This window comes from Mesorhizobium sp. LNJC391B00, from assembly GCF_000502535.1.
Classification (GTDB): Bacteria; Pseudomonadota; Alphaproteobacteria; order Rhizobiales; family Rhizobiaceae; genus Mesorhizobium.
The window spans coordinates 63,408-90,078 of the sequence record NZ_AYWI01000014.1 but is presented as its reverse complement, the minus strand read 5'-3'; the positions used below and the strand labels follow the sequence as shown (position 1 = coordinate 90,078).

26 protein-coding genes and 1 pseudogene are annotated in these 26,671 nt (G+C 63.0%); 14 read left to right on the top strand and 13 right to left on the bottom strand.

Annotated features, from left to right (window positions below; genetic code table 11):
• Positions 1–44: 44 nt before the first annotated feature.
• Positions 45–320: pseudogene (locus X750_RS139140) on the top strand (ABC transporter permease subunit); the annotation flags it as partial.
• Positions 321–367: 47 nt separating this feature from the next.
• On the opposite strand, the gene X750_RS139145 reads toward X750_RS139140, so the two are convergent.
• Positions 368–1,549, bottom strand: coding sequence for a M24 family metallopeptidase (locus X750_RS139145; RefSeq protein ID WP_023748552.1), 1,182 nt, complete (start codon positions 1,547–1,549; stop codon positions 368–370).
• A gap of 212 nt (positions 1,550–1,761) precedes the next feature.
• Here X750_RS139145 and X750_RS139150 point away from each other — a divergent pair, with 212 nt between their 5' ends.
• From X750_RS139150 to X750_RS139170, 5 genes are all read left to right on the top strand, one after another.
• Positions 1,762–2,928: an ROK family transcriptional regulator gene (locus tag X750_RS139150; protein WP_023694099.1), complete on the top strand. Its 1,167-nt coding sequence runs from the start codon at positions 1,762–1,764 to the stop codon at positions 2,926–2,928.
• Positions 2,925–3,689 carry an ATP-binding cassette domain-containing protein gene (locus X750_RS139155; protein ID WP_023669142.1) on the top strand — a complete coding sequence of 255 codons (765 nt, stop codon included), beginning with the start codon at positions 2,925–2,927 and terminating at the stop codon, positions 3,687–3,689. The genes X750_RS139150 and X750_RS139155 overlap by 4 nt, the downstream gene beginning before the upstream one ends.
• A 41-nt stretch (positions 3,690–3,730) precedes the next feature.
• Positions 3,731–4,771, top strand: a complete 1,041-nt coding sequence (locus X750_RS139160; RefSeq protein ID WP_023684845.1) for a sugar ABC transporter substrate-binding protein — start codon at positions 3,731–3,733, stop codon at positions 4,769–4,771.
• 160 nt (positions 4,772–4,931) lie between these two features.
• Positions 4,932–5,927 carry an ABC transporter permease gene (locus X750_RS139165; protein WP_023748551.1) on the top strand — a complete coding sequence of 332 codons (996 nt, stop codon included), beginning with the start codon at positions 4,932–4,934 and terminating at the stop codon, positions 5,925–5,927.
• 12 nt (positions 5,928–5,939) lie between these two features.
• Positions 5,940–6,710 carry an SDR family oxidoreductase gene (locus X750_RS139170; protein WP_023706421.1) on the top strand — a complete coding sequence of 257 codons (771 nt, stop codon included), beginning with the start codon at positions 5,940–5,942 and terminating at the stop codon, positions 6,708–6,710.
• Here the strand turns inward: X750_RS139170 and X750_RS139175 are convergent, their stop codons facing one another.
• Positions 6,711–7,532, bottom strand: coding sequence for a M15 family metallopeptidase (locus X750_RS139175; RefSeq protein ID WP_198021010.1), 822 nt, complete (start codon positions 7,530–7,532; stop codon positions 6,711–6,713). It lies immediately after the preceding gene.
• A gap of 87 nt (positions 7,533–7,619) precedes the next feature.
• On the opposite strand from X750_RS139175, the gene X750_RS139180 reads away from it, so the two are divergent.
• Entirely contained in the window at positions 7,620–8,183 is a 564-nt protein-coding gene (locus tag X750_RS139180) for a hypothetical protein (RefSeq protein WP_031243485.1), read from the top strand.
• Between the two features lie 699 nt (positions 8,184–8,882).
• Positions 8,883–9,833: an IS256 family transposase gene (locus X750_RS01000000163365; RefSeq protein ID WP_245271911.1), complete on the top strand. Its 951-nt coding sequence runs from the start codon at positions 8,883–8,885 to the stop codon at positions 9,831–9,833.
• A 461-nt stretch (positions 9,834–10,294) separates the two neighbouring features.
• Here X750_RS01000000163365 and X750_RS139185 read toward each other — a convergent pair whose 3' ends face one another.
• From X750_RS139185 to X750_RS139205, 5 genes are all read right to left on the bottom strand, one after another.
• Positions 10,295–10,705 carry a GNAT family N-acetyltransferase gene (locus X750_RS139185; RefSeq protein ID WP_023735336.1) on the bottom strand — a complete coding sequence of 137 codons (411 nt, stop codon included), beginning with the start codon at positions 10,703–10,705 and terminating at the stop codon, positions 10,295–10,297.
• Between the two features lie 70 nt (positions 10,706–10,775).
• Positions 10,776–11,726 carry an NAD(+)/NADH kinase gene (locus tag X750_RS139190; protein WP_050588495.1) on the bottom strand — a complete coding sequence of 317 codons (951 nt, stop codon included), beginning with the start codon at positions 11,724–11,726 and terminating at the stop codon, positions 10,776–10,778.
• Between the two features lie 13 nt (positions 11,727–11,739).
• Complete coding sequence (locus X750_RS139195; RefSeq protein ID WP_023667548.1) at positions 11,740–12,624, bottom strand: SPFH domain-containing protein; 885 nt, start codon at positions 12,622–12,624, stop codon at positions 11,740–11,742.
• Positions 12,625–12,656: 32 nt separating this feature from the next.
• A complete protein-coding gene (locus X750_RS139200; protein ID WP_023667549.1) occupies positions 12,657–14,372 on the bottom strand; it encodes an NAD+ synthase in 1,716 nt (571 codons plus the stop codon).
• A gap of 62 nt (positions 14,373–14,434) precedes the next feature.
• Positions 14,435–15,151: a DNA-3-methyladenine glycosylase I gene (locus X750_RS139205; protein ID WP_023748547.1), complete on the bottom strand. Its 717-nt coding sequence runs from the start codon at positions 15,149–15,151 to the stop codon at positions 14,435–14,437.
• Positions 15,152–15,242: 91 nt separating this feature from the next.
• On the opposite strand from X750_RS139205, the gene X750_RS139210 reads away from it, so the two are divergent.
• Together X750_RS139210 and X750_RS139215 are read left to right on the top strand one after the other, a co-directional pair.
• Positions 15,243–15,806, top strand: a complete 564-nt coding sequence (locus X750_RS139210) for a DUF1003 domain-containing protein (RefSeq protein WP_023691179.1) — start codon at positions 15,243–15,245, stop codon at positions 15,804–15,806.
• Positions 15,803–16,411: a DedA family protein gene (locus X750_RS139215; protein ID WP_023688331.1), complete on the top strand. Its 609-nt coding sequence runs from the start codon at positions 15,803–15,805 to the stop codon at positions 16,409–16,411. The genes X750_RS139210 and X750_RS139215 overlap by 4 nt, the downstream gene beginning before the upstream one ends.
• A gap of 3 nt (positions 16,412–16,414) precedes the next feature.
• Here the strand turns inward: X750_RS139215 and X750_RS139220 are convergent, their stop codons facing one another.
• The 3 genes from X750_RS139220 to X750_RS139230 all read right to left on the bottom strand — a co-directional run bounded on the left by X750_RS139220 (position 16,415) and on the right by X750_RS139230 (position 17,900).
• On the bottom strand, positions 16,415–17,002 hold the full coding sequence (locus X750_RS139220) for a hemerythrin domain-containing protein (protein WP_023748546.1): 588 nt from the start codon (positions 17,000–17,002) through the stop codon (positions 16,415–16,417).
• Positions 17,003–17,045: 43 nt separating this feature from the next.
• The gene (locus X750_RS139225; RefSeq protein WP_023667554.1) at positions 17,046–17,405 is read right to left on the bottom strand and encodes a diacylglycerol kinase; all 360 of its coding nucleotides are present in this window, start codon (positions 17,403–17,405) and stop codon (positions 17,046–17,048) included.
• A 75-nt stretch (positions 17,406–17,480) separates the two neighbouring features.
• Positions 17,481–17,900 (bottom strand): GFA family protein, encoded by a 420-nt coding sequence (locus X750_RS139230; protein ID WP_023667555.1) that lies wholly within the window; start codon positions 17,898–17,900, stop codon positions 17,481–17,483.
• Positions 17,901–18,238: 338 nt separating this feature from the next.
• On the opposite strand from X750_RS139230, the gene X750_RS139235 reads away from it, so the two are divergent.
• The 3 genes from X750_RS139235 to X750_RS139245 all read left to right on the top strand — a co-directional run bounded on the left by X750_RS139235 (position 18,239) and on the right by X750_RS139245 (position 20,540).
• Positions 18,239–19,309 carry a GGDEF domain-containing protein gene (locus tag X750_RS139235; protein ID WP_023681555.1) on the top strand — a complete coding sequence of 357 codons (1,071 nt, stop codon included), beginning with the start codon at positions 18,239–18,241 and terminating at the stop codon, positions 19,307–19,309.
• A gap of 105 nt (positions 19,310–19,414) precedes the next feature.
• Positions 19,415–19,810, top strand: a complete 396-nt coding sequence (locus X750_RS139240; RefSeq protein WP_023667557.1) for an MbcA/ParS/Xre antitoxin family protein — start codon at positions 19,415–19,417, stop codon at positions 19,808–19,810.
• Entirely contained in the window at positions 19,770–20,540 is a 771-nt protein-coding gene (locus X750_RS139245; protein ID WP_023748545.1) for an RES family NAD+ phosphorylase, read from the top strand. Before X750_RS139240 ends, X750_RS139245 begins: the two co-directional genes overlap by 41 nt.
• Positions 20,541–20,598: 58 nt before the next feature.
• Here the strand turns inward: X750_RS139245 and X750_RS139250 are convergent, their stop codons facing one another.
• A complete protein-coding gene (locus tag X750_RS139250) occupies positions 20,599–21,972 on the bottom strand; it encodes a 3-deoxy-7-phosphoheptulonate synthase class II (protein WP_023688326.1) in 1,374 nt (457 codons plus the stop codon).
• Between the two features lie 265 nt (positions 21,973–22,237).
• Between X750_RS139250 and X750_RS139255 the strand changes: the two genes are divergently transcribed.
• A complete protein-coding gene (locus tag X750_RS139255; RefSeq protein ID WP_023748544.1) occupies positions 22,238–22,852 on the top strand; it encodes a hypothetical protein in 615 nt (204 codons plus the stop codon).
• Here X750_RS139255 and mfd read toward each other — a convergent pair.
• Both mfd and X750_RS139265 read right to left on the bottom strand, forming a co-directional pair.
• Positions 22,849–26,340 carry a transcription-repair coupling factor gene (mfd, locus tag X750_RS139260; RefSeq protein ID WP_023748543.1) on the bottom strand — a complete coding sequence of 1,164 codons (3,492 nt, stop codon included), beginning with the start codon at positions 26,338–26,340 and terminating at the stop codon, positions 22,849–22,851. The genes X750_RS139255 and mfd overlap by 4 nt on opposite strands.
• A 10-nt stretch (positions 26,341–26,350) precedes the next feature.
• Positions 26,351–26,638 carry a succinate dehydrogenase assembly factor 2 gene (locus X750_RS139265; RefSeq protein WP_023681561.1) on the bottom strand — a complete coding sequence of 96 codons (288 nt, stop codon included), beginning with the start codon at positions 26,636–26,638 and terminating at the stop codon, positions 26,351–26,353.
• Positions 26,639–26,671 lie beyond the last annotated feature (33 nt).

Genomic DNA, 26,671 nt, shown 5'->3' with positions numbered 1-26,671 from the left:
GCCTCCTTCACCCGTTGTACCATCCTGTTGTTTGGCAATCCGACATCGCGTGCTCCGGCGTCACGTTCTGGAGCCTGCGGCTGCCGCGCGCTTTGCCGATGCTGTTCTCATCGCTGAGGATTGCCTCGGCCACCGCCGTGATCGGCGCCATTGTCGGCGAATGGATCGGCTCCGACCAAGGACTTGGCGCGCTGATCGTCCAGGCGTCCTTCAACTACCAGTCGGACCGCCTCTACGCGGCGATCGTGCTGTCATCGGGCCTGTCGATCGTCCTGTTTTGTCTTGTGGTGCTGATCGAGCGCCGGACGATCCAATATTGAGCAGATGCGTCAGGCGGGTCGCGGTGGCGTCCGTCGTGGCTGACCGGTCAGGATTTGACATGGATGTCTCGCGGGAATTTGGTCAGCGTCTCATGGCCGGTCTCGGTCACCAGAATGGTCTCGCTGATCTCGATGCCCCAGCCATCCATCCACATGCCAAGAATGGAGTGCAGGACGTTGCCGGGTTGCAGCGCGGTCTTGTCGCCGGGCCGCAGGCTGATCGTGTGCTCGCCCCAATCCGGGGGATAAGCGACGCCGATGGAGTAGCCGATGCGCGATTCCTTCTTCAGCCCGTAGCGCTGGATAACCTTGCGCCATGCGGCCTCGACCGCTTCGGCTGTGGTCCCGGGCCTGACCGCGTCGAGCACCGCATCCATGCCTTCGATCACCGCCTTTGCGGTGTCGGCGACACGGGCCGGCGTCTTGCCGAGCTGCATCGTTCGGGCGAGGCCTGCGGCATAGCGGCGGCAGACGCCGGCAAGTTCGAGCGCAATCGTCTCGTCCTTTCCGAACCGCCGGTCACTCCACATGATGTGCGGAGCCGATGCATTCTCGCCGCCGAGGATGGTCGGCGGCAGTGCCGTGATGTCGCCGGCGAAGTCCGGGCTGCCGGCGATCTGCGCCGCCTGGATCGCGGCAATCGCATCGCATTCGCGCACACCTGGCGCGATGACTTCGAAGGCCCGCGCAACAGCTGCTTCAGCCAAGGTCGACGCCTTGCGCAGGTAGGCAATTTCCGGAGCGGATTTCACGGCGCGGATCCAGTTCACCAGGAGATCGGCGTCGTGCCATTTCGCATTGGGCAGGCCAGCGACCAGCCGGGCATGCGCCTTCGGCGAGAAATAATAAGCTTCGAGCTCGATGCCGATATGTCTCGCGCCCCAGCCCTTGGCGACGATGCAGGCCGCTATCCAGTCCATCGGATGGCGATCGGCGCGCTGCACGTGGTCCTCGGGGAAGCCGACCACATTCTCCGGCTTCATCCAGGCCGTCAGCAAGCCGCCTGCCGCATCCATGGCGCGGCCGATCCAGACCGGCTCGGCCTCGTTTTCGATCGGGACAAGCACGACCTGCGGCGTGTAGAACGACCAGCCGTCATAGCCGGTGATGTAATGCTGGTTGGCGACATCGTTGACGACCAGCAGTTCCAGCCCACGCGCCGCCATCTCGGCGCGGATCTTCTTGAGCCGCCGCTGGTACTCATCGCGCGCAAAAGGCAATTCGATCATCGGTTTTCCTGCTGGATCACTGGTCGGGCGAGCCCCGCGCCCGCCTGACGTCATTCACCATTGCGGTGGTTTCAGCCCGGCTGCAATCGGCCAGCGCGGCGCATGGGACAGGTCCTGCACCGCGTCTGGGAACCATTCCGAATTATTTTTGAATTCCATTTGACTGAATAAATTGCCTGTGCAAGTCTTAGCCTTCCTAAAGGGCGCGGGACATGGCACTGCGGGGAACCAATCAGGAGTTCGGGCGGCCTTACAACCGGCGCATCGTGCTGGAGTCCATCCGCCTTCACGGTCCCATAGCTCGCGGCGACATTGCCGGCCGCGTTGGCCTCACCGTCCAGACCGTATCGACCATCGTTCGCGAACTCGAAGAGCATGGCTATGTGCTGTCGCTGCGCGAAGAGCCGCGCGGACGCGGGTTGCCGCCGGCGACGCTCAGGATCAACCCCGAGGGCGGCTATGCCGTCGGCGTCCACCTCACCCCGCTGGGGATCGACGCGGCGCTCATCAATCTCAGCGGCGATGTCATCGAGAGCATGCATCGCGAGGCGCCGCATGCGACGCCCGACCATGCCTTCGAGCTGATCGGCGCGATGGTGCCCGAGCTGACCGCGCTGCGGCCCGGCGGACGCGTGCTCGGCATCGGCATGGCGCTGCCTGGACCGTTCGGCGTGGAGTCGATGAGCTTCGTCGGCCCGACGACCATGGCCGGCTGGAAGGATGTCGCGCTGCCGGAACGGCTGGCGGCGTCGACCGGGCTGCCGGCCTTCTTCGAAACCGACATGGCGGCGGCGGCCATGGGCGAACGGCTTTACGGTCTCGGCTCCGGTTATTCCGAATACTACTACCTCTATTTCGGCGTCGGCCTCGGCGGCGTCATCGTGCATGACGGCGCGGTGATGCGCGGCGCCTGGGGCAATGCCGGCGAAATCGGACACATCCCTGCCGTTCCCGGTGGCGAGCCTTGCCCATGCGGTAACAGCGGCTGCCTCGAACGGTATCTCTCGCTAGAAGCACGTCGCCGCCGCAACATCAGCGACGCCGCCTGGGTGGCCGAGATCGCGCCGATCTTCCGCAACGCCATCGTCACAATCGAGAATGTATTCGACCCCGAAACCGTCATCCTCGGCGGGCTCGCCCCCACCGACCTCCTGGAAAAGCTGGTCGGCGCGGCGGGACAGCTTCCCAATTCGGTCTCAGCGCGGCGCGACCGCAAGACACCGCGCGTGACGGTGGCGACCGGCGGCAAGCATTCGGTGCTGCGCGGCGCTGCCGCCCTTGCAGTGTCCGGTGTGCTTTCGCCGCGCTTCGGCCAGATGTTCATCGCCGAGCGCGAGCGCCGGTCCGACCTCATGCACAGCAAGGGAGTGGCGGCATGACCGAACCGCTGCTGGTACTCGAAAACGTCACCAAGAATTACGGCGCCATCCATGCGCTGAGAGGCATCAGCTTCTCGATCGGCAAGGGCGAAGTCGTGGCGCTGCTCGGCGACAACGGCGCCGGCAAGTCGACACTGGTCAAGATCATCGCCGGCGGCCTCGAGCCGAGCTCCGGCCGCATGCTGTTCGAGGGCAAGGAATTCCTGGCGAAAACGCCGGCCGAGGCCAAGGCTGCCGGCATCGAGACCGTCTACCAGGACCTGTCGCTCTGCACCAATGTGGACGTCGTCGCCAACTTCTTCATGGGCCGCGAGATCACCCGCAAGGTGCTCGGCGTACCGATCCTCGACGAGCGCGCCATGGAGGCCGTCGTCGGCAAGGCGCTGGCCAGTGCCGGCACCCGCATTCCGTCGCTGCGCACCAATGTCGAGCATCTCTCGGGCGGCCAGCGCCAGGCCATCGAGCTCAACCGCTTCGTGCATTGGGGCGGCAAGCTGGTGCTGCTGGACGAGCCGTTCGCGGCACTCGGTGTCGAGCAGACCAGGCGCGGTCTCGAGATGATCCGCCAGGTGGCCAACCAGGGCATCGGCGTCGTCATCATCACCCACATCATGCAACAGGCTTTTCAGGTCGCCGACCGGATCGTGGTGATCCGGCAAGGCGTCGTGGCCGGCGATGTCGCGCGCAACAAAACAAGTCCCGATGCGGTGATCAACATGATCACCGGTGAGACGCTTGCCGGTGCCGGACCGGCAGGTTGAGGGACAAAAGAGGGGTCCGGTATAAAAGAGGAGCGAACGACATGAAGCGAATACTGGTTCTTGTCTTCGGTATCCTGGCACTGGCTCTTGCCTCGCTCACGCCGGCAATGTCCCAGACCAAGGGCACCGTCTATTATATGGTCCCGACCCTGCTCGATGAATTCCAGACCGGCTCGGTGAGCGCGCTGGAGCTGTTCCTCAAGCAGGTCGGCTATGAGGTGAAAACACTCAACGCCGACAACAAGACCGATGCGCAGCAATCGCAGATGAACGACGTCATTGCGCTGAAGCCGGCGGCGATCATCCTGGCCGCCGTCGATTTCAACGCGCTGAAGCCATCCATCGAAGCGGCACGCGCCGCCGGCATTCCGGTGGTCGAGTTCGACCGCCAGATCACCTCGACCCCATCCGATTTCACCTCGGTGGCGGGCACGGTCGAGATCGGCTACGTCGCGGCCGAGCAGGCGCAAAAACTTCTGACCGCCAAGAACGGTTCGGTGAAGGGCAAGATCCTGCAGGTGCTCGGCGATCCCGGCGATCCCTACACGCTCGACATCCAGAAGGGTTTCGAGGAGAAGTTGAAGGCGTTTCCGGACGTCAAGATCATCTCGCTGCCGGCCATGCAGTGGGAAGCCAGCAATGCCGGCACGATCGTTGCCGACCAGATGCTCGCCAACCCCGATATCGACCTGATCTTCAGCCATGCCGCGCACCTGTCGGTTGCAGCCGTCGCCTCGCTCGAGGCCGCCGGCAAGAAGCCGGGCGACGTCATGTTGATGAGCTCGAACGGCGCTCCGGTCGGTCTCGACCTGATCCGCAAGGGCTGGCTCAATGTCGAAGTCGAGCAACCGCTCTACGCGCAGGCCGCAGCCGTCGCCATGTTCATGGACAAGATCGCCGGCAAGCAGGAAATCAAGCCTGGCGAGTATGACGTGCTCGGCTTGAAGTCGACCGTGACCAAGGAGAGCTGGGGCCCCAACATCAAGATCCCGGGCGCCGCCATCACCAAGGAAAACGTCGACAATCCGGCCTTCTGGGGCAACCAGAAGCCGCCGACGGACACGATCAAGTCTGTCGAATAGTCGCCTAGCGAAGCGCTCCGGGCCATTGCGGCCCGGAGCCTGCCCATTCACGACGCCGCGTCCCAGGACACCGTGGCGAACCTAAACCCGCGCCTGAACCCGACGAAATCGAGTTGATTTCTCAGCCTGATTTTCTCGGGGGCGCCAACCGGATCAGCCCATGAACCCGCGCAGCCGCAAAGCCCTGGAGTTCGTCCTCGACAACCTCGTCTGGTTCATGCTGATCTTTGTGCTGGTTGTCTTTTCCGTCTTCGTCCCCAACTACTTCCAGCTCGGCATCTTCGCCAACATCATCGAGGCCTCGAGCGTTCTCGGCGTGATGTCGATCGGCCTGTCGCTGGTCATCATTGCCGGCCATATGGACCTGTCGGTGGAATCGGTGGCCGCACTCAGCGCCATGGCGGTCGGCATCCTGTTCTGCTCATCGGGCATCGGCATGGGCATACAGCTCAATCCGCAATGGCTGATGGTTCCGGTTTCGCTGCTGGTTGCGCTGGCCGTCGGCGGCCTCATCGGCGCCTTGAACGGCTATCTCGTGGTCAAGGTGAAGATGAGCGCCTTTATCATTACGCTGGCGTCCTACATCTGGGTGCGCGGCCTGGTGCTGGTGATTTCCGGCGGCCGCTCGGCACAGGATCTGGCGCCGGCCATCCGCTGGTTCGGCATCCAGCGAATGGCCGGCCTGCCGCTGACCGCCTGGATCGCCGTCGCCTGTTTCGTCCTGTTCTCGCTGCTCATGGCCAAGACGCCGTTCGGCCGCCACCTCGTAATGATCGGCGGCAATGAGACAGCGACCTTCCGCGCCGGCATCCGCGTCAACCGCAACCTGATCATCGCCTTCGTGCTGGCTGGCGCCATCGCCGGCCTCGCCGGCTGGCTGCTCGCCATCCGCACCTCGGGCGCCACCGCCAATCTCGGGACCGGGCTGTTGTTCAACGCCTTTGCCGCCGTCGTCATCGGCGGCGTCAGCCTGAAAGGCGGCGTCGGCACCTTGCCCGGGGTCTATGCCGGCGTGCTGCTGCTCTCCTCTATCAACACGGCGATCAATCTGATGGGCCTGCCGGCGAATTTCACCCAGGTGATCCACGGCCTTTTGGTGCTCGCCGCCGTGCTGCTCGACGCCTTCAAGCAAACCATTCGCCAAAGACTGGCATAGGAGACGGCTGGCATGACAGGACGGCTCGAAAGCAAGGTCGCGCTGATCGTCGGCAGCGCGCGCGGCATCGGCAAGGGCATCGCCCAGCGCTTTGCCGAAGAAGGCGCAAGGCTGGTCCTGGCCGACAGCGAGGCCGAAGCCGGCCAGGCGACCGCGGACGAGCTCGGCGCGGATTTCATTCGCACCGACATCTCGCAAATGGCCGATGCAGAAGCTGCGGTGGCGCTGGCGCTGAGCCGCCATGGCCGCCTCGACATCGTCGTGCAGAATGCCGGCATCTATCCCTGGCAGCTGATCGAAAACACCAGCCCGGACGACTGGGACCGGGTGATGGCGGTCAATCTGCGCGGCACGTTCAACGCCACGCTGGCGGCGCTGGCGCCGATGAAGGCGCAAGGTTACGGGCGCATGCTCTACACCTCGTCGATCACCGGTCCGCACGTCACCAGCCCCGGCCACGGCCACTATGCCGCCAGCAAGGCCGGCATCAACGGCTTCATCCGCTCGGCGGCGCTGGAATTTTCGGGCTACGGCATCACCGTCAACGGCGTCGAGCCCGGCAACATCCTGACCGAAGCGATCGAGCTGCATCGCGGCGCCGCCTACATCAAGAACATGGAGGATTCGATCCCGCTCGGACGCCTCGGCAGTCCGCGCGACGTCGCCAACGCCTTCCTGTTCCTCGCCTCCGACGATGCCAGCTACATCACCGGCACCACCATCGTCGTCGACGGCGGCCAGTTGCTGCCCGAAGGCAAGGATTTCCGGCTGCTGCCGCCGTGATCAGCCGGATTCCTTGTACAGCAGCAACTCAGGCCGGTACTCGAAGTGCATGGTGTCGTAGTGATACCAGCGCCCGCCCCAGATGAAGCCGTTTTTCTCGAACAATTCCACGATTTCCAGCGGAATCCGGTTCTTGAAGGGAATGTGGGCCTTCGGGTTGGTTTTGTTCCTGTTGTTGTACCAATAGTCGGAGAAGCCGACATTGATATCGAAGGCCGCTCCGAACGAGTGAACGCTCAACCGGTCGGTGCCGGCGATCGGCCGCCAGACAAAGCCGCCGCCGGGCTTGAGCCCGTAACGGCTCAGTTCCGCGGGCATCGCCTCAAGCGCAGCGGAGACCTTGCCCAGCCGGTCGTTGATGCCGAAAATCCTGGTGACCTGCACGGTCTTCTCGCCGAGCTTCGGCAACCATTTGACGTTGGCGATGTGCTTGCCCACCTCGGCGGCACTTGCCCCGTAGAGCTTCTCGAAGAAAGGTTCATTGCGGATACGGCCGGGATCGAAATCCTCCGCCGGGACCAGCGCGCCCTCGGCTGCTCTGGGATAGACGTAGCGAAACATGTCTTCGATGTCGGGGCTCTCAAGCAGCGCGTCGGCGTCGCGCGCCTTGTCGTCGTTCCACACCATGGTGGTGCCGTCGGTCCAGGTCAGGACATTGCCCGAAATGGTGAAAAGGCCGGGATAGGCCTTGAGCAAGGCTGCCTTGGCGGCGGGCTGGTCGACGCCGTCGCCCACATTCCCCGCATAGGCGAAGCGCCCAATACCAGAGATTGCCAATGCCAATAGCAGCTGTAACATCAGCCGCCGTGGATGGTCGATCATTGTGCTGCCTCCGCGAGGGCTTTCATTCATCGTGCATTTAACAAGGCAGCTGTACCATGCTGGTCGAATCGAACGGGAGACAAAATCATGTCAAAAACCTTCACTGCTTTGATCCGGATGACGTTTACATTCATTTGCCTGGTCGGCCTGGCCTCGTCAGTTTCTATCCTTTTCCCCGCCACCGCGTCGGCCCAGCGCATGCAGAAATGCGCCGATGAAGGCGGCATGTGCCGCCTGCCCTACCCCTCGGAAGTGGTCTACGGCGCGCGCGGCCAGACCACCTCCCGCTTCTTCGATCGTCGTTCCGTGCCTTGCTCGAATCGCGTCTTCGGCGACCCGGCGCCCGGCCGCGACAAGGCCTGCTATATTGCGAGGCGCGATAGCGGTAATGATTATGGTGACAACGACGACGACAATTACGGCAATGATGACAATTACGGCGATAATGATTACGGCCAGGGCCGCGGCAGATGGGTGGCCTGCGCCTCGGAGGGGCGGTTCTGCGAGTTCCGTGGCCGCAAAGTGGTGAGATACGGGGCGCGTGGCCAGTACGTCCAGGGCGTATTCAGGAACGGCGTCACATGCAGCGTCGACGCCTTTGGCGAGGATCCCATCCGCCGCGTGAAGAAGAACTGCTACGTCAAGCGATAGGCTAGCGCGCCAGGAAAGAACGGCGGGTGCGGCTCATTGCGGCCGCGCCCGGCATTCGGGATATGCGGGCCGGATATGGTGGGCGATGGCGGGCTCGAACCGCCGACATCTTCGCTGAGAACGCTATCGTCAACTCGACCGCTGTGAACCCTTATCGCGGCACGGTGACACGGCGCCTACGCCGATATCGAAGCCGTATGCGAACAACGTCGACAAGTACACGCTTGCCCGCATCGGCGAGCCGAAACAGGAAGAAGTGCGGAGCCGATCGTCTTTCTGTGCTCACCCAATGCGTGTCGCTCAAAAGCGGTTCCCCGGTTTTGAGAGAGCGACATTGCATAGACGCTCAAGATATTAAGCTTCCTGATGAACCTACCCGTGCAGGTGAACCCACCCTTCCAGAACACCCTGCCCTTCCGGATGAACCTGCTTTCCGGATACGCCAAGTTAATCCGGTAAAGGCATTGTTCGCCTGGCTTTGCGGGCGTGGGCCGAACTTGCTCTGCAGCTGCCATCCAGACGGAAGACATTTGTGTATATTCCGCTTTGGCGACGCGCCGTAATGGCCTCTTGTACTTAGTCCACCGTGCGACGCGAAGGGGGTAGTGTGCTGAGAGTTCTGCAAATTCGCTGAGAGGGGGCGGTCATGGCAGGCTGGTGATTGTTCACGTCACCTGATTCCCGCGAAGGAACGCCACCATGACCAAGACTGAAGTTAAGACCGCCAGCGCTGCCGTCAAAGACATTTTGCTTTCGAACCCGGATGGATTGCACGAAGTGCTCCGTGCGGTGATGCAGGAGGTGCTTGAGGCCGAGATGGACGAGGCGCTGGGTGCCTCGAAGAGCGAGCGCACGCCCGAACGGCTTGGCTATCGCTCGGGCTATTACGGCCGTACCCTTGTGACGCGGGTCGGCAAGCTCGAGCTGCGGGTTCCGCAGGACCGGGCCGGGCGCTTCTCCACCGAGCTGTTCGAGCGCTACCAGCGTTCCGAGCGGGCCTTGGTGGCGACACTGGCGGAGATGTATGTGCAGGGCGTGTCGACCCGCAAGGTGAAGGCGATCACGGAAGAACTGTGCGGCCATGCCTTCTCGGCCTCGTCGATCTCGGCCATCAACAAGCGGCTGGACGAGAGCCTCGCTGCCTTTGCCAGGCGCCCCCTTCAAGAGCCGTTTCCTTACCTCATCCTCGATGCGCGCTACGAGAAGGTGCGTGAAGCCGGTGTTGTCATGAGCCAGGCGGTGCTGATCGCGGTCGGTATCGACTGGGACGGAAGGCGCCAGATCCTGGCCGTGGAGATGGCCAATCGCGAGAGCCGCTCGGCCTGGAGGGACTTCCTCGTCGGCCTCAAGGCGCGCGGCCTCAAGGGCGTCGAGTTGGTTGTGTCCGACGATCACGCCGGCCTGGTGGCAGCGATCGGCGAGGTGATCCCCGAAGCCGCCTGGCAACGCTGCTACGTGCACTTCCTCAGGAACGCGCTCGATCATCTGCCGAGGAAGCACGGCGACGACTGCCTGCAGGAATTGCGCTGGCTCTACGACCGGCGCGATCTCGCNCGAGGAAATCCGCCGGCGCACCTATGTCGTGCGCATCTTCCCCAATACCGAAAGCTGCCTGCGCCTGGTCAGGGCCTTGGCCGTCGAGACCAATGAAAACTGGATGGAGGCCAACCGATACATCAACATGGACGACCTGCGCGAGCACAAGAAGCTCGCTCTGCGCCAAGCCGCATGACCAGCATCATGGCCGCCCCATAGATCGGAAGAGCGTCGTGTAGGGNGATACATCAACATGGACGACCTGCGCGAGCACAAGAAGCTCGCTCTGCGCCAAGCCGCATGACCAGCATCATGGCTGCCCCATTTTGCAGAACTTGACGCACACAACCCGGCGCGAAGGACAAGCCTTCGCCGGACGCCAGGTGAGACCTAAGCTTCGCGGCCTCGCATTACCATGTGAAATACTGCCATTCGGACCTCCCGCAAGGCAATTGCGGAGCGGTCCTTATAGAGACGCCTCGGCGGATCGCCAAGAGCGAGCGGCAATGCGTATCTGGTCCAACCACTGAGGTTATTTTGCAACAACTGGCGGGCGAGCCCGCACGGCGCATCGCTCAATCAGGGTTGCGATCGAGGCGCATATAGCGGCCATCGGTCGATGCCTTGAAGCCCAGCTTCTCATAGACGCCATGCGCGTCGCTGGTCGACAGGCTCCAGTGCGAGACCGTGCTGAGCTCAGGGTGATCGATGAGCGCCCTCACCAGTTGCAAGCCAATGCCCCGGCCGCGCTGCTGCGGCCAGATGATGATGTCGGCGAGATAGGCAAACACCGTACGGTCGGTGATGGCCCGGCCAAAACCGACTTGATTCCCATCCAGATAGGCGCTGGCGCAAAGCGAGTTGGCAAAGGCGCGGCGATGAAACTCATCGCTGCGACCGTCGCCCCAATAGCTGGCCATCAACAGGTCGGAGGTCGCCCGGAAATCGATCCGTGACATGTCGAAGCTGATTTCACAGTCGGGCATGGTGCATCGCAAAGAATGGCGGGCGGCCGAATTCAGTCCGGCCGGTGATTTGGCTGCCCACGTGGCGCGTTTATGGCACCACGAGATAGGCCTTCTGGTCGGCGATCGCGATGGTCACGTCGGTGCCGGAATTGAACTCGACGAAATCGAGCTCCATCCCGTCGCTGAAGATGACGCCGCCCCTGCTCTGCCGCGAAGAAACCACCAGCGGCCGGTCGCGGGTGATGACGCCATGCACAAGCGACACGCCGGTCGTGTTGCTCGGAAACGGTTCGCGCACCGAAAAGAACAGCTGTTCGCCTTCGCGATCGTAGCCTTGCGGCGGCACGGTCGGCACGGAGTTGTCACCATAGGCCGCGGCCAGTCCCGCGGCGCCCGCCATCACCGAGCGCAGCCAGCCGGTGGAGCCGGCGCCCGTGGAGATGATAATGCCGCTCGACGACTGGCGCTCGGTCCTGCCGCCATAGGTCAACTCGTAGCGCGCCGAGACATGCGTCGAGGCGCCGACGTACAGATCGTTGAAGGCGATCAGCCGGCGTCCGTCATTGGAGCGCGCTTCGGCCATCACCACCGCCTGGCGCTTCGCCTTGCCGGCGATCGTCAGGCCGAGGACCTTTTCGGTATCGTCGGCATTCCACGGCAGCAACACGCCGTCGAAAAGCGCCGGGTTCGGGTTGATGCCGATCAGCGGCTGGTACGGGAGGTACTTCGCGGTGTTGGACACCAGCCCGTCCTGACCGAGCGCGATCACCGCGTCGGAGCCGAATTCGAACTGCGGTACCAGTTCGCGGTCGAGCCGCAACTGTTTGAGGCCTTGGGGAAGCGAACCCATCACCCGGTCGAGCGCCTGGTGATAGACGTCATGCGCCGCCTTGACCGGGTCGAAATTCATGCCGGCCTGCCGGAGATAAAAGCGCGCCTGTCCCTGCGTGTTGAAGCGCGTCGTCAGCTCCTCCAGCTCGGTCTTGCGGGTGACGACGATCACCCGGTCGATCGGCCTGCCGCTCTGGTCGCTTGCCACCCGTGCTTGCCTTTCAGGACCCGGCTTTCGGCGTGGAAAGCTGGCTGAGCGCGCTGGTGAGCATGTCAGGCGTGATCGACAGATTGCCGACCGAACCGCCCTTTTCCGCCCAGGCCTTGAAGGCCATCGCCGTCAGCACGTGGGCGGGCGCCGACGAATAGACGGTCAGTTCCAGCTGCTGCGCCTTGGCTTGCGCCTCGGCAAGCGTCAGCTTGTTGCGCGCTTCGGTGTCGACCAGCAGCTTGTTGCGTTCGGCAAGCTCGATTTCGGTCGCCAGTTCGCTCTGCTTGATCTCGCGCTCCTTCTCCACGCCCCAGGCACGGCGCCCATAGATCGCCGCATCGGCCTGGCGCTGCAGCGCCTCGCGATATTCGGTCTGGAGCGCCTTGCGGATCTCCGGCGTCGGCTGGACCGAGGTGATGTGGACCTCCTCGATCGACAGGCCGGCGGTTGCCGCAATCGGATCGTTGCGCAGGAGTTCGGCGAGATTGCCGCCGAGCTTGGTCACCTCGGCCAGCGCCTGTTCCAGCGTCATGCTCGAAACCACCGCGCGGGCGCGGCTCTGTATCGCAAGCACCAGGCGCTCGGCGATCTTCTCCCGGCCGTCGCCGACGACGTCGGCACGGCTGAGCTTGGCGCTGAAATCAAAACCTTCGGCTGCCTTGAGTGGATCGATGATGCGGTAGCTGACCGACCCCTGGATTGCCAGATCCTGGAAATTCGCCGTCGTCTCGGTGAAGATGAAAGGGTTGTCGAGCGACGTCACCGGCACCATGGCGATGGTGGTGCCGAACGTCCCGTACCAGAAGGAGATGCCGCGCCCCTGCTCACGGACCTTGCCGTTCTTGAAGCGCAGGATGTGATATTCAGGCGTTCCCTTGAAATAGCTGAAAAACATGAAAGCCCCAAGGTTCTCTAATTAAACGAAGTTCAGCCGCGATCCCTGAAACGGTTGGTGATGGGATAGCGGCGGTCGCGGCCAAAATTCTTCCGGGTGATCTTCACACCCGGCGCCGCTTGCCGGCGTTTGTACTCGGCAATGTAGAGCAAATGTTCGACGCGCGTCACCGTCGCCCGGTCGTGGCCGCGCGCGACGATGTCGTCGACGCCCATTTCGTTCTCGACCAGGCATTCCAGAATGTCGTCCAGCACCGGATAGGGCGGCAGCGAATCCTGGTCGGTCTGGTTCTCGCGCAATTCCGCCGACGGCGCCTTGTCGATGATATTCCTGGGGATCACCTCGCCTGAGGGACCGAGCGCGCCCGGCGGCACATGGCTGTTGCGCCAGCGCGACAGCGCATAGACCTGCATCTTGTAGAGGTCTTTTATCGGGTTGAAGCCGCCATTCATGTCGCCATAAAGCGTGGCGTAGCCCACCGACATCTCGCTCTTGTTGCCCGTGGTGACGACCATCGAGCCGAACTTGTTGGAAATCGCCATCAGGATCGTGCCGCGCGCGCGGCTCTGTAGATTCTCTTCGGTGATGCCTTCCTTGGTGCCTTCAAAAAGCTGCGCCAGCGTGTGTAGGAAACCCTCGACCGGTTCGAAGATCGGCACGATGTCATAGCGGCAGCCAAGCGCACGGGCGCAATCCTCGGCATCCTTCAGCGAATCCTCCGAGGTATAGCGGTAGGGCATCATCACCGCCCGCAGCCGCTCCTCGCCGAGCGCATCGACGGCCAATGCCGCGCAGATCGCCGAATCGATGCCGCCGGAGAGACCCAGCACGACGTTCTTGAAGCCGTTCTTGTTGACGTAGTCGCGCAGGCCCAGCATGCAGGCACGGTAGTCCGCCTCTTCGCGCTCGGGGATTTTCGACATCGGCCCTTCCGAGCAGACCCAGCCGCCAGAGTTATCTGCATTTTGCGCGCCTGCGGCGACACGGCTGCGCTTCCAGGTGGTGACGTCGACAGTTTCCTCGAACTGGCTCATCTGGAAGGCGAGCGTCTTGTCGGCGCCGATGGCAAAAGAGGCGCCGTCGAAGATCAGCTCGTCCTGGCCGCCGATCTGATTGGCATAGATCATCGGCAAACCGGTCTCGATGACCTGGCGGATAACGACCTGATGGCGCACGTCCATCTTGGCGCGGTAGTAGGGCGAGCCGTTCGGCACTAGCAGGATTTCCGCGCCGCTCTCGGCCAGGGTTTCACAGATGCCGACGTCGCCCCAGATGTCCTCGCAGATCGGAATTCCGATGCGCACACCACGGAAGTTGACGGGTCCCTGAGCCTCGGGCCCGGCCTGGAAGACGCGCTTCTCGTCGAACTCGCCATAGTTTGGCAAATCGAGCTTGTAGCGCTCGGCGAGGATCTTGCCGCCATCGGCGACGATGATCGAATTGTGGGTGCCGCTCTTGCGCTTCAGCGGCGTGCCGATGATGACGCCCGGCCCGCCATCGGAGGTATCCGCGGCGAAATCCTGAGCGGCCTTCTCGCAAACCTTGAGGAAGGCCGGCTTCAGCACCAGATCCTCCGGCGGATAACCGGCAAGGAAAAGCTCGGTGTAGAGCACGATGTCGGCGCCCTGGCGGGCGGCATCCGCCCTCGCCTCGCGCGCCTTGGCAAGGTTGCCGGCGACATCGCCGACCGTCGGGTTGAGCTGGGCAACGGCGATGCGCAGAATATCGGGTGCGGTCTTCTGGGTCATCTGTGCGGTTTAGCGCGGCAAATTTGCCCGAGCAATGGCGTTCGTTTGGACCAATTCGTTGATCAGTCGTCGCCCATATATTCGCGCAGCGATTGCGGCGAATGGTTCTCTCCGATCGACATCGCCAGAATGCGCGAAATGTGCCGGCGCGGCAGGCCGGTTTCCTGCGCCCATTTGTTGATCTGCGCCTGAATCCTGTCGAGATCCCTCTTCGACGTCGGACTTTCGGCGATGTCGAGGCCGGCGTCACGAAAAGCCGCGACCATATCGGCCGAGATGACGAAGGCGTCCCATTGCAGCCAGCGCAGGAAATACTGGCCGGTGTTGCCGCCAAGCCGGCTGCCATGCTTGCCGAGATACGCCATCAGCCCGACCTGGTCGTCGTCAGGCCACTCCGCGAGGAATTTGCCGAAACCGCCATGTTCCTTCGACACACGCTCAACGAAGGCGGCGTTGTCGCGGACGGATTTGATCTTCTGCGGGTTGCGCACAATGCGTTGATCAGCCGTCAGGTCGTGCCAGAAGTCATCAGGCTGAAACAACAGCCGTTTCGGCTCGAAATGGAGAAACGCGTCCTCGAACCCAGGCCATTTCTGTTCGATAACGCGCCAGACGAAGCCGGCGGCAAACACCCGCTCGGCCATCGTCGACAGGATGCGATCGTCCGTAATGTCGGCAACGGCAGCATTGTCAGGTGCCGGCCCGAGCAGCGAGGTCAGCACCGCGTCGCCGCCTTTGCGTTTTGCTGCACGGGCGCGAATCTTCGCGAAATCGGGCATCCTGCATCCTCGCGCCGCGCTTTTGACGAAACGCCATCTTCCTATATGCAAACGAGGCTGCCAAGCCGACGCTTTTCCTATGGAGACATCCATGCACAAGACCGTGCCAGAACTGGCCAACCGCTGGCTGAAGCGAACGCCGGAGGGCCTCAGCGAGCTCGAGCGGCGGGTGTTGCAGAGCACTGTCGACCGCAAGCCCATCTCGCAGGATATCAACGACAGCCTCACCGGCCTTCAGGGCGCCGGCGACCGGATCGCCGATGCCATTGCCCGCATCGGCGGCTCGTGGACGTTCATCCTGTCCTTCATTGCTTTCCTGGTGCTGTGGATCGGCGCCAATTGGTGGCTGCTCGGGCGAGACTCGTTCGACCCCTACCCCTTCATCTTCCTCAACCTGGTGCTGTCGATGATCGCCGCCTTGCAGGCGCCGGTGATCATGATGTCGCAGAACCGACAGGCCGCGCGCGACCGCATCGACGCCGCGCATGACTATGAGGTCAACCTCAAGGCCGAGATCGAGATCATGGCTCTGCATGAAAAGCTGGACGAACTGCGCCACAGCCAGATCATCGGCGTGCGCGAGGACATCGCGCGCCTGGCCGAACAGGTGAACCGCATCGACGAAAAACTGTCGGGCCGGCAAACCTCTCAATGACCGGGATCGTCCATCACCTCATCGAGCAATATGGGTTGATCGCGGTTTTCCTGGGCTGTGTCGCCGAAGGCGAAAGTGCGGCCATCCTCGGCGGCTTCTTCGCCCATCAGCATGTCTTCATCCTCTGGAAGGCTTTCCTCACGGCCGCCATTGGCGCCTTCGTCGGCGACACGTTTTTCTTCATTCTCGGCCGCAGCTTTGCCGACCATCCCAGGGTGCTGAAACTGAAGGCGAGGCCCGGCTTCAACCACGCCTACCGTCTCGTCTCGTCCCATCCCAACATCTTCGTCCTGTCCAACCGCTACATCTATGGCCTGCGCCTGGTCGGCGGCATCGCGGCCGGTTTCGCCAGCATTTCGGTAGCGCGCTTCGTTATCCTCAACGCGGTGTCGTCGCTGGTCTGGGCGGCTTTGTTCTGCGGCATCGGCTACGTCTTCGGCCTCGGCGCCGAGCAGATGATAGGCAAGGCACTGCTCCATCACGAACGGCTGCTGATCGCGCTTGCCATAGGTCTGGGTGTCGCCATCCTTGCCTGGCTCATCGCCCGCACCGTCGCCGGCAAGGAGCGCGCCAAGGACGCCCGCGACAGCGAAACCACATCGTAAGGTTCAGTCGTCGTCCTCGACCAGAGCCCGGTCGCCGCGATCGAGGATCAGCGGGATGATGAGATCTTCCTCGTCGGCCAGATGCCGCTTCAGCATGGCGATCAGCCGGCTGTTCTCGTCCGCATAGGCGTCGGCGGCGAAGCGCTGCCTGTCCTCGCTCTCCTCGAGCGTGCGGATGAAGGCGTTCGCCGTCTCGGCGTTGCGCTCCAGCCCCTCATGAATGGTGTGATGGTCGGCATCGATGATTTCGAAGCCGCGCTTCAGGCGCGGCTCCGCCTTGGCGAAAGCCGGGAAATATTGGTAGTCCTCGACATTGTGGTGGCCGTCGAGATTGCCGAGAAAGTGGTTCAGCCGCGGCGCGAACCAGCGGGCGAAATCCGGCGCCGTCAGCCTGCCTTCGCGATAGTCGCCAATGCCGTTGGTGAGCATGCCGCCCAGCTCTCGGAACATGTCGTGCCGCTGCAGCCACATGTTTGCCATGCCGTGGATGTTGGCGTGGCCCTGCCATGTCTCGCGCGGATATTTTTCCGCCAGCCAGCGCAGGTCTTCCGGCAGGCCGGCTCTTTCAAGCAGCAGAAAATTGGCTTCCACGACGTCAGTCTCCTTTGGTGACTAACATATGGGAGCGTTCAGATCAGATCGGTAGTCCCGTGATGCGCTCGATGAGGGCGATTCCCCAGACGCCGGCGACGATAACAACCGAAATCAGCACCGCCAGCGAGCCGCAGTCCTTGGCGAGCTGGATGTCGACGTTGAACTCGCGACTGAAGGCATCGCAGGCTGCCTCGATGCCGGTGTTCAGCACTTCGACCATGATGAGCAGCAGCACCGCGCCGATCAACAGCGCGTAGCCGCGCCACGAGACCGAGACGAACCAGCCGAGCGGCAGCGCCAGCACCAGCAGCATCAGTTCCTGCTGAAATGCCCTTTCGCTGGCGGCGAGCTTGCGAAAGGCTCGCACAGAATTGAAGTAAGCACCGATCAGCCGCTGCATGCCGCATCCCCTTCGAATCACCGGCAGGGGATATCGCAATGGCTGGATCAAGGGAATAAGGCAGCCGCCGCAAAATCACTCCTCCGCAACCTTGATCGTCGGCGTCGACTTCTCGAACTGCGGCAGTCCATCGTCGATCGTATAGTAGTCGCCCTTGTCGCCGACAAAGATGTGGCATTGGCCTTCGAGCCCGGTCGGGTTGTCGAACGATCCGGCCAGAACTGAGACATAGGCATCCTGACCCGGCTTCCAGAACAGCACCGAGCCGCAGATCTTGCAAAAGCCGCGCTTGGCAAAGGAAGACGATTCGTACCAGCTGATGTTGTCGGCGCCGGTTATCGTGATGTCGCCGTCGGCGACGTTGGTCGCGGCGTAAAAATGCCCGCTCTGCTTGCGGCACTGCGAACAGTGGCAATAAATGACGCCGCGCAACGGCCCTCGCGTCTGGAAACGCACGGCTCCACACAGGCAAGATCCGCTGTGGTTGTTGCTCATCCCTACCTCCACCAGCCATCGTCCACGGCTTCGCCGCTGGCCGAGAGGATTTCAGTTTTGCCGCAGCCGGGCACCGGCAAATGCGACATGGGGTGGGCGTGTTCGGACCTGACCTCAGGATCTTTGCAAACCATTTCTGCAGCCTGCGGTAGAACGGACGCGTTACCTGGCGGCACATTAAGGAAACTTTAGCGCCGGCGCATCTATGGTCGTTGCCAAGCGAATGTCGCGATTGGGGACGTGTCTTTCGCAGGATGATCCGAAATACGGCTGGCACTCTCCGGTCGGCGGCATCTCGCACGGTCTGCGATGGTTCCCAGAGGCAGAGTGAACAGAACATGCAGCCGGCAGCCGTCCAGACCGACCGAAACAGCGACATTGCAACAGCCGTTGTGGCGACCATGCGTCAGCTCGGCGTGCTTGGCCTGCCGCGCAATTACGAAATCTTCTACGAAGCACTGAAAGGCACCAATCGCGAACTCGGCCTGGCCGTCGTCGCGCTCGGCAACCAGCCGACGCAGGACGATCTCGACCGCATCGGCCGCGCTTTCTTTGCCCAGCATCACGGTCCCGGCATTGTCGAGCAGGCGCGCGACGTGCTGGCCAGGGAACTCGAGGACATCGCCTTGCTGCTGCGCAGCGAACGTAGCCATATCGAGAAATACGGCAAGATCCTCGATGAGACATCGAGTGGCCTCGCCAACCGCAGCCTGCTTTCGCAGGATCTGCTGCAGAAGGTCGCCAGCGCCATGGCGGCGGCCACCAACTCGACCCTCGACCACGGCAAGCAGGTTGCAACCACGCTGAGCGACAAGACGGCGGAACTGGAGAGCGTCAAGTCGAAGCTTGAGGAGTACAAGCGGCTCGCCGACACCGACCCCTTGACCCATATCTGGAACCGCCGCGCCTTCGACAAGCAAATCACGGCGATTTACACCTCCAACAAGGGGATCCTGTTCAACGCCCTGATCCTTGCCGACATCGACCATTTCAAGGGTGTCAACGATCGCTACGGCCACCCGGTCGGCGACAAGATCATCCAGATCGTCGCTGAAATCTTCCAGACCAGCATCCGTGAAGACATGTTCGTTGCCCGCACCGGCGGGGAGGAATTCGCGCTGATCGTCGAGGGCGCCAGCGAGGATACCACTTACGAGATCGCCGAACGCATCCGCGTGCTGATCGAACAGACGCCGTTCACCAGCAGCCAGACCGGCGCCAATTACGGCACGGTGACCGTTTCCATGGGCATCTGCATGGCTTCCGAAGCGGAAAGCCCGGAGGATCTTTACACCAAGGCGGACCGGGCGCTCTACCGCTCCAAGGTTGGCGGGCGCAACCGCGTCACCCGGCACTCGACAATGGCCGGCCGCACGGGCAAGAACTGGCTGCTATACAAGAAAGACTGACACTTCGGCGTGCAGCCAATTCCCGGGCACAGGCAAATTTATCGGATCCCGCCTCTTTCCATATGAATTTTAGTGGACTATATTTTCCATGGAAAGAGAGAGGCCATGTCTGTTACACAACCCAATGCCGCCCCTGATCTCACCGCGACGGCGGCCGAAAACGCGGTTCTGACCAAGGCCACGCTGCGCGCCGCCGAACTCTTGGATATAACCGCCAGGGTGCTTGCGTCGATCATCGGCGTCTCGGAAGCCACGGTTTCACGCATGCGCAGGCAGGAATTCCTGCTGGAGCGCGGCACCAAGCCGTTCGAACTCGCGGTGCTGTTCGTGCGGCTGTTCCGTTCGCTCGATGCCATTGTCGGCGGTGACGAGACGATAGCCCGGGCATGGCTGAAGAACGCCAACACGGCTTTCGATGGCAGCCCGCTTGAAAAGATCCTCACCATTACCGGGCTTGTCGATGTCATTGCCTATCTGGACTCCCGACGCGCTCTCGTCTGAAGCCGTCCGGCTCGACGGCAAATACTGGCGCATGGTCGAGGCGCAGCACCGCGTCTCGACGCTGAAGATCGTCGACACGCTGGACGAACAGGCGCTGCTCGAGGATCTGATCGAGGAGACCAAGCCGCAGATCCCCATGGAATGCCGGCATCTCCACTATCTCCTGGCGACGCCCTTCCGCTACGGCTCGATCTATCCCTACGGCTCGCGCTTCCGCCGCGCTGGCCGCACCCTGGGTGTCTACTATGCCGCGGAGACGATCATGACGGCGGTCGCCGAAATGGCCTTCTACCGCTTGTTGTTCTTCGCCGATTCGCCCGACACGCCATGGCCGCACGACGCCGCCGAATACACCGCCTTCGCCGCCGCGATCCGCACCGACAAGGCTGTCGACCTCACGCGGCCGCCACTCGACCGCGATCAGGCTGAGTGGACGCATCCGACCGACTACGCCGCCAGCCAGGCGATTGCCGATGTCGCGCGTGAGGCTGGGCTGGAGGCGATCCGTTACCGTTCGGCGCGCGACCCGAAGGGCGTCAATGTGGCGCTGCTGACATGCCGCGGCTTTACCAAGGCCAAGCCGCTGGAGCCGCACACATGGCGCATCCGGCTAGGCTCCCTCGGCGTCCAGGGGATCTGCGAATTTCCGGAAAGGCGCATCGAGTTTTCCAGAACCGCCTTCGCCAATGATCCCCGGCTCAACGGATTGCGCTGGGAACGCGGGCGTTGATCAAACGAAAAAGCGCCGGATTTCTCTGGCGCTTATCATTTCAATTCTGAAAACGGGTTCAGCCGTTAGCCACCTGCTTGTGCTGCACCGGATGGCTCTTCTTCAAGAGATCCGACACCAGGAACGCCAGCTCGATCGCCTGGTCGGCGTTGAGGCGCGGGTCGCAATGGGTGTGATAGCGGTCCTGCAGCTCCTCGGCGGTGATGGCGCGGGCGCCGCCGGTGCATTCGGTGACGTTCTTGCCGGTCATCTCGACATGGATGCCGCCGGGGTGCGTGCCTTCGGCGCGATGCACCTCGAAGAAGGTCTGCACTTCCTTGAGGATGCGGTCGAACGGCCGCGTCTTGTAGCCGGCAGCCTCGATCGTATTGCCGTGCATCGGGTCGGACGACCACACGACGCTGCGACCTTCCTTCTGCACCGCGCGCACCAGCTTCGGCAGATGGTCGGCGACCTTGTCGGAGCCGAAGCGGGCGATCAGCGTCAGCCGGCCCGGCTCGTTCTCCGGATTGAGCAGGTCGATGAGCTCCAGCAGGCCGTCAGTCGTCAGCGACGGGCCGCATTTGAGGCCGAGCGGGTTCTTGATGCCGCGGCAATATTCGACATGCGCATGGTCGGGCTGTCGGGTGCGGTCGCCGATCCAGATCATGTGGCCCGACGTTGCGTACCAGTCGCCGGAGGTCGAATCGACGCGGGTCAGCGCCTCTTCATAGCCGAGCAGCAGCGCCTCGTGACTGGTGTAAAAGTCGGTCTCGCGCAGCGCGTAGTTGGTCTCCGAGGTGATGCCGACGGCCTTCATGAAGTCCATCGTCTCGGTGATGCGGTTGGCGAGCATGCCATACTTCTCGCCTTGCGGGCTGTCGGAGACGAAGCCCAGCATCCAGCGATGCACATTCTCCAGGCTGGCGTAGCCGCCTTGGGCGAAGGCACGCAGCAGGTTAAGCGTCGCCGCCGACTGGCGGTAGGCCATTTCCTGGCGGGCCGGGTCGGGAATACGCGACTTGGGGTCGAACTCGATGCCGTTGATGATGTCGCCACGGTAGCTTGGCAGCGTCACCTCGCCCTTGGTCTCATTGTCGGACGAGCGCGGCTTGGCGAACTGGCCGGCGACACGGCCGACCTTCACCACCGGCTGCGCGCCGGCAAAGGTCAGCACCACCGACATCTGCAGGAAGACGCGGAAGAAGTCGCGGATGTTGTCGGCGCCATGTTCGGCGAAACTCTCGGCGCAATCGCCGCCCTGCAGAAGGAATGCGTCGCCGGCAGCGACAGCCGCAAGCTGCTTCTTCAGCTTGCGCGCCTCACCGGCAAAAACCAGCGGCGGAAAGGTGGCGAGCTGGGCTTCCGTGTTCTTCAGCGCGGCGAGGTCCGGATAGGCAGGAACCTGCTTGATCGGCTTTGCTCTCCAAGAATTCGGCGACCATTTCGTCATCGCTGCACCCAAACGCTCTTTCCAGCAGGCTTTTGCCCGCCATTCCCGCCCCATATGGGGATGGCGGCTCCATACACGAAGCCGATTTTCTATTCTAGACCGGAATTCAAGCGCTGGCGAATGATGGGGAGCTCCATGCCGCGACCCACTTTGGCTTCTTATCTTCGCGACGGCTGTGCAATATCCCTTGGTGCCAGAATCGATCCTCACCGATGTAGTCGCGCCGGTCATCGTCCGCTGCGCAACAATTCTCCATGGAGTCCCTATGTCCGTGTCCGCCTACCTTGACCGCGTGCGCCGCGAGCAAGGCCTGTTTACGATCGAAGAGGTTGTTGGCCTGTCCGAGCGCGGCAACGTGATCTACGACCCCTACTCCACGCTGATTTCCGCAGGCGCCGTCATCGGGCGAGGCAACGTCTTCTTCCCCGGCGTCTACCTGTTCTGCACCGACGGTGGCGCGCTGGAGATCGGCGACGCCAACATTTTCCACGCCAACACACTGTTCGAAGCATCCGCCGGCGCAATCCGCGTCGGCTCACGCAACCAGTTTGGCGAAGGCGGTTTTACTGCAAAGGCCAACAGGCCGGGAGCCTCGATCGTGATCGGCGATCAAGGCCGCTATCTCAACGGCGCGGCGGTGTTCGGTGAGACGGTGCTCGGTTCGGGCAGCCAGCTTCTCGGCGCGATCACCGTCGACAGTTGCCGGCTGGAACCGGGCGGCAGTTTTCGTGAGCCCGACCCCGACCGACGGGCCGGATTGCTGAAAGGCGCCGGCGCCGCGCGCGGCTTCACCGTGCCTGCCGGGCACGTCATCGTCGGCGCCGGCACGTTCTCGGCATCCGACCTGCAGTTGCAGTCGAATTTCCATCCGAAAGTCTAGGTGGCCACCAGCCGCGCCAACTGCGTCATGACGACAGCCGAGCCCGCCAGACGCTTCTCGGCTGTCGGCCAGTCGCGGATGAAGACCACGCTGTGGTCGGCCCTGATCTTGGCCAGCGAGCCCTGTTCGCCGATGTACTTGACCAGCCCGACCGGGTTGGAAAACTCGCGCTTGCGGAAATGGATGACGACGCCCTTGGGGCCGGCATCGAGTTTTTCGACATTGGCCCTGCGGCAGAGTGCCTTGATGAAGACGATCTTGAGCAGATGCTTCACTTCCTCCGGCAGCGGGCCGAAGCGGTCGATCAGCTCGGCGCCGAAAGCATCGATCTCCTCGGTGTTTTCGAGATCGCCAAGGCGGCGGTAGAGCGCCAGCCTGAGCTGAAGGTCCGGCACGTAGCTTTCCGGGATCATGACAGCCGTGCCGACAGCGATCTGCGGCGACCAGCCGCCGTCCTGGACCTCGCCGGAGTCCTTCACCTCGGCCACCGCCTCTTCCAGCATCTGCTGGTAGAGCTCGAAGCCGACCTCCTTGATGTGTCCGGATTGTTCTTCGCCGAGTAGATTGCCGGCGCCCCTGATGTCGAGGTCGTGGCTGGCGAGCTGGAACCCGGCGCCAAGCGTGTCCAGCGACTGCAGCACCTTCAGCCGGCGCTCGGCCGTGTCGGTGAGCTTGCGGTTGGCCGGCAGCGTGAACAACGCATATGCCCGCACCTTGGAACGGCCGACGCGGCCGCGCAGCTGGTAGAGCTGCGACAGGCCGAACATATCGGCGCGATGGATGATCAGCGTGTTGGCGGTCGGAATGTCGAGCCCGGATTCGACGATGGTGGTCGACAACAGCACGTCGTACTGGCCGTCATAGAAGGCGTTCATGATGTCGTCGAGTTCGCCCGGCGGCATCTGGCCATGGGCCACCGCCACCTTCAGCTCGGGGACGGATTCGCGCAGGAAATCATGGATTTCGGCGAGATCGCTGATGCGCGGAACGACATAGAAGGAATGGCCGCCGCGATAGCGTTCGCGCAGCAGCGTCTCGCGTATGACCAGCGGGTCGAAAGGCGAGATGAAGGTGCGCACCGCCATGCGGTCGATCGGCGGCGTGGCGATCAGCGACAGTTCGCGCACGCCGGTCAAGGCAAGCTGCAGCGTGCGCGGGATCGGCGTCGCCGACAGCGTCAGCACGTGGACGTCGGTTTTGAGGTCCTTCAGCCGTTCCTTGTGCTTGACGCCAAAATGCTGCTCCTCGTCGATGATCAGCAGGCCGAGATTCTTGAACGAGATCGCCGACCCGAGCAGTGCATGGGTGCCGATGACGATGTCGACCTGCCCCTCGCCGATGCCTTTCTTGGTTTCCGCCAGTTCCTTGGCGCCGACCAGCCGCGAGGCCTGGCTGACGCGGATCGGCAGGCCGGAGAAGCGCTGCGAAAAGGTCTTGAAATGCTGGCGCGACAACAGCGTCGTCGGCACCACGACCGCGACCTGGAACCCTTCCATCGCCGCGATGAAGGCGGCGCGCAACGCCACTTCGGTCTTGCCGAAGCCGACATCGCCGCAGATCAGCCGGTCCATCGGCTTGCCGGCGCCGAGGTCGTCCACGACGGCCTCGATCGCGCCCTGCTGGTCGTCGGTCTCCTCATAGGGAAAGCGGGCCGAGAACTCGCCGTAAAGCCCTTCCGCCGGCACCATGGGCGGCGCGGTACGCATCTGGCGCTCGGCGGCAATGCGGATCAACTGTCCGGCCATGTCGAGCAGGCGCTTCTTCAGCCGCGCCTTGCGCGACTGCCAGGCGCCGCCGCCGAGCTTGTCCAGCGTCGCCTCGGCTGTGTCAGAGCCGTAGCGCGACAGAAGCTCGATGTTTTCCACCGGCAGGAACAGCCGGTCGTCGCCGGCATAGTGGATTTCCAGGCAATCATGCGGCGCGCCGACCGCCTCGATGGTGCGCAGGCCGATGAAACGGCCAATGCCGTGATCGGCATGGACGACGATGTCGCCCGCCGACAACGACGACGCCTCGGCGATGAAATCCGACGCGCGCTTCTTGCGCTTCGAGCGCCGGATCAGCCGGTCGCCCAGAATATCCTGTTCGGCGACGACGACCAGTTGTTCGGTCTCGAAGCCGGATTCCAGCGGCAGCACGGCGAGTGCCGCCTGCCCCGGCTCGAGCTTTTCCGCCTCGGCCAGCGTCGCCACCGGCACGAGATTGCCGAGATGGTGCTCGGCCAGGATCTGGCCAAGCCGGTCGAGCGAGCCTTCGGTCCAGCCGGCGACGATGACCCGCCGGCGCGCCGCGCGCTCGTCGGCGATGTGTTTTACGACGACATCGAAGACGTTGATGTTTGGGTCAGCCCGTTCCTCGGCAAAGCTGCGGCCATGGCGCGAGCCGCCATGGAAGACCTTCTTGGCCCCGACATCGGGCGCGTCGAAGGCGGTGAAGTCGATGGCTTCGCGCGGTCCGAGCGACGCTACGAGGTTTTCCGGTGAGAGATAGAGCAGGTCCGGCGCCACCGGCTTGTAGGGCACGGCGTCCTTCAAGGCGGCGTCGGCCTGTTTGCGGCGCGCTTCGTAGTGGTCGAGGATCAGCGTGTGACGCTCAGCCAGCGCTTCGTGCGCCAGATGGTCGAAGATGACAGGCGCATCCGGCAGATAATCAAACACTGTCTCCAGCCGCTCGTAGAACAGCGGCAGCCAGTGCTCCATGCCGGCAAAGCGCCGCCCTTCGCTCACCGCCGCATAAAGGCCGTCGTCGCGCTGCGGCGCGCCAAAGGCTTCGATATAGGAGCGGCGGAAGCGGCTGATGGTTTCGGGGGTCAGCGCCACTTCACTCATCGCCTGCAGCGCCATCGACTTGCGCTGGCCGGTGGTGCGCTGCGTGGCGGCGTCGAAGACGCGGATCGATTCCAGCGTGTCGCCGAAGAAATCGAGCCGCAGTGCTTCCGTCCAGCCGGGTGCGTAGAGGTCGAGGATGCCGCCGCGCACGGCGAATTCGCCGATACCGCGCACCGTCGGCACCCGCTCGAAGCCGGAAATCTCCAGCCGGGACACCAGCGCGTTCATGTCGATCTGGTTGCCGGGCCTTGCGTGGAAAGTCTGCGCTTCGACCAGATCGGCCGGCGGAATGCGCTGCAGCAGCGCATTGGCAGTGGTCAGGATGACGGCGCGATGCGGCTTTTTCGCCAGCGCGATCATCGCCGTCAGCGCGTCGAGCCGCTTGGCGGCGGCATCGGAGCCGGGAGAAACGCGGTCATAGGGCAGGCAATCCCAGGCCGGCAACTCCAACACCGGCAGGCCGGGGGCGGCAAAGGTCAGCGCCTCGATGATCGACGGCAGGCGCTGGCCGTCGCGCGCCACGAACAGCACCGGTTTGTCAGGCGCAATCTCATGGATCGCCTGCACCAGCGCAAAGGCTTCGTAGCCATCGGCAACGCCGTCGACGATGAACTGGCCGGCACGGCCTTTCGGCAGACCGATTCTGGGAATGAGGCTCATGGTTGCACGTTTAAAATGTCATGGTCCGGCGCGATGCCAGGATCTTTTGCAGGACGGCACAGTCGATATTCCTGGGAACCGGGCGTTCGCCGGTGACCATGGGCAGGAATTCGGTGTCGGGGATGTCGAGGAGCCTTTCATATTGGTCGATTTCATCGCCGGTCAAGGCGCCGATCTCGTTGTCGGCAAACGTACCGAGGATAAGGTCCATCTCGCGCATCCCGCGATGCCAGGAGCGGAACAACAGCTTGCGGCGCCTGATATCCAGCCCCTCGCTCGATCGTTTCGTCCCGGTCATCGTGCCGCATCCTTGCTTGGTGCGGCGCATATA

Coding starts and splice junctions, on each gene's coding strand:
- X750_RS139230 (WP_023667555.1), bottom strand. CDS start 17,900: ATGAGCAACAACCACAGCGGATCTTGCCTGTGTGGAGCCGTGCGTTTC.
- X750_RS139250 (WP_023688326.1), bottom strand. CDS start 21,972: ATGACGAAATGGTCGCCGAATTCTTGGAGAGCAAAGCCGATCAAGCAG.
- mfd (WP_023748543.1), bottom strand. CDS start 26,340: ATGAGCCTCATTCCCAGAATCGGTCTGCCGAAAGGCCGTGCCGGCCAG.
- X750_RS139180 (WP_031243485.1), top strand. CDS start 7,620: ATGTCAAAAACCTTCACTGCTTTGATCCGGATGACGTTTACATTCATT.
- X750_RS139145 (WP_023748552.1), bottom strand. CDS start 1,549: ATGATCGAATTGCCTTTTGCGCGCGATGAGTACCAGCGGCGGCTCAAG.
- X750_RS139240 (WP_023667557.1), top strand. CDS start 19,415: ATGTCTGTTACACAACCCAATGCCGCCCCTGATCTCACCGCGACGGCG.
- X750_RS139205 (WP_023748547.1), bottom strand. CDS start 15,151: ATGCCCGATTTCGCGAAGATTCGCGCCCGTGCAGCAAAACGCAAAGGC.
- X750_RS139235 (WP_023681555.1), top strand. CDS start 18,239: ATGCAGCCGGCAGCCGTCCAGACCGACCGAAACAGCGACATTGCAACA.
- X750_RS139170 (WP_023706421.1), top strand. CDS start 5,940: ATGACAGGACGGCTCGAAAGCAAGGTCGCGCTGATCGTCGGCAGCGCG.
- X750_RS139255 (WP_023748544.1), top strand. CDS start 22,238: ATGTCCGTGTCCGCCTACCTTGACCGCGTGCGCCGCGAGCAAGGCCTG.
- X750_RS139215 (WP_023688331.1), top strand. CDS start 15,803: ATGACCGGGATCGTCCATCACCTCATCGAGCAATATGGGTTGATCGCG.
- X750_RS139195 (WP_023667548.1), bottom strand. CDS start 12,624: ATGTTTTTCAGCTATTTCAAGGGAACGCCTGAATATCACATCCTGCGC.
- X750_RS139200 (WP_023667549.1), bottom strand. CDS start 14,372: ATGACCCAGAAGACCGCACCCGATATTCTGCGCATCGCCGTTGCCCAG.
- X750_RS139155 (WP_023669142.1), top strand. CDS start 2,925: ATGACCGAACCGCTGCTGGTACTCGAAAACGTCACCAAGAATTACGGC.
- X750_RS139265 (WP_023681561.1), bottom strand. CDS start 26,638: ATGACCGGGACGAAACGATCGAGCGAGGGGCTGGATATCAGGCGCCGC.
- X750_RS139175 (WP_198021010.1), bottom strand. CDS start 7,532: ATGATCGACCATCCACGGCGGCTGATGTTACAGCTGCTATTGGCATTG.
- X750_RS139185 (WP_023735336.1), bottom strand. CDS start 10,705: ATGCCCGACTGTGAAATCAGCTTCGACATGTCACGGATCGATTTCCGG.
- X750_RS139160 (WP_023684845.1), top strand. CDS start 3,731: ATGAAGCGAATACTGGTTCTTGTCTTCGGTATCCTGGCACTGGCTCTT.
- X750_RS139225 (WP_023667554.1), bottom strand. CDS start 17,405: ATGCAGCGGCTGATCGGTGCTTACTTCAATTCTGTGCGAGCCTTTCGC.
- X750_RS139165 (WP_023748551.1), top strand. CDS start 4,932: ATGAACCCGCGCAGCCGCAAAGCCCTGGAGTTCGTCCTCGACAACCTC.
- X750_RS139245 (WP_023748545.1), top strand. CDS start 19,770: ATGTCATTGCCTATCTGGACTCCCGACGCGCTCTCGTCTGAAGCCGTC.
- X750_RS139210 (WP_023691179.1), top strand. CDS start 15,243: ATGCACAAGACCGTGCCAGAACTGGCCAACCGCTGGCTGAAGCGAACG.
- X750_RS139150 (WP_023694099.1), top strand. CDS start 1,762: ATGGCACTGCGGGGAACCAATCAGGAGTTCGGGCGGCCTTACAACCGG.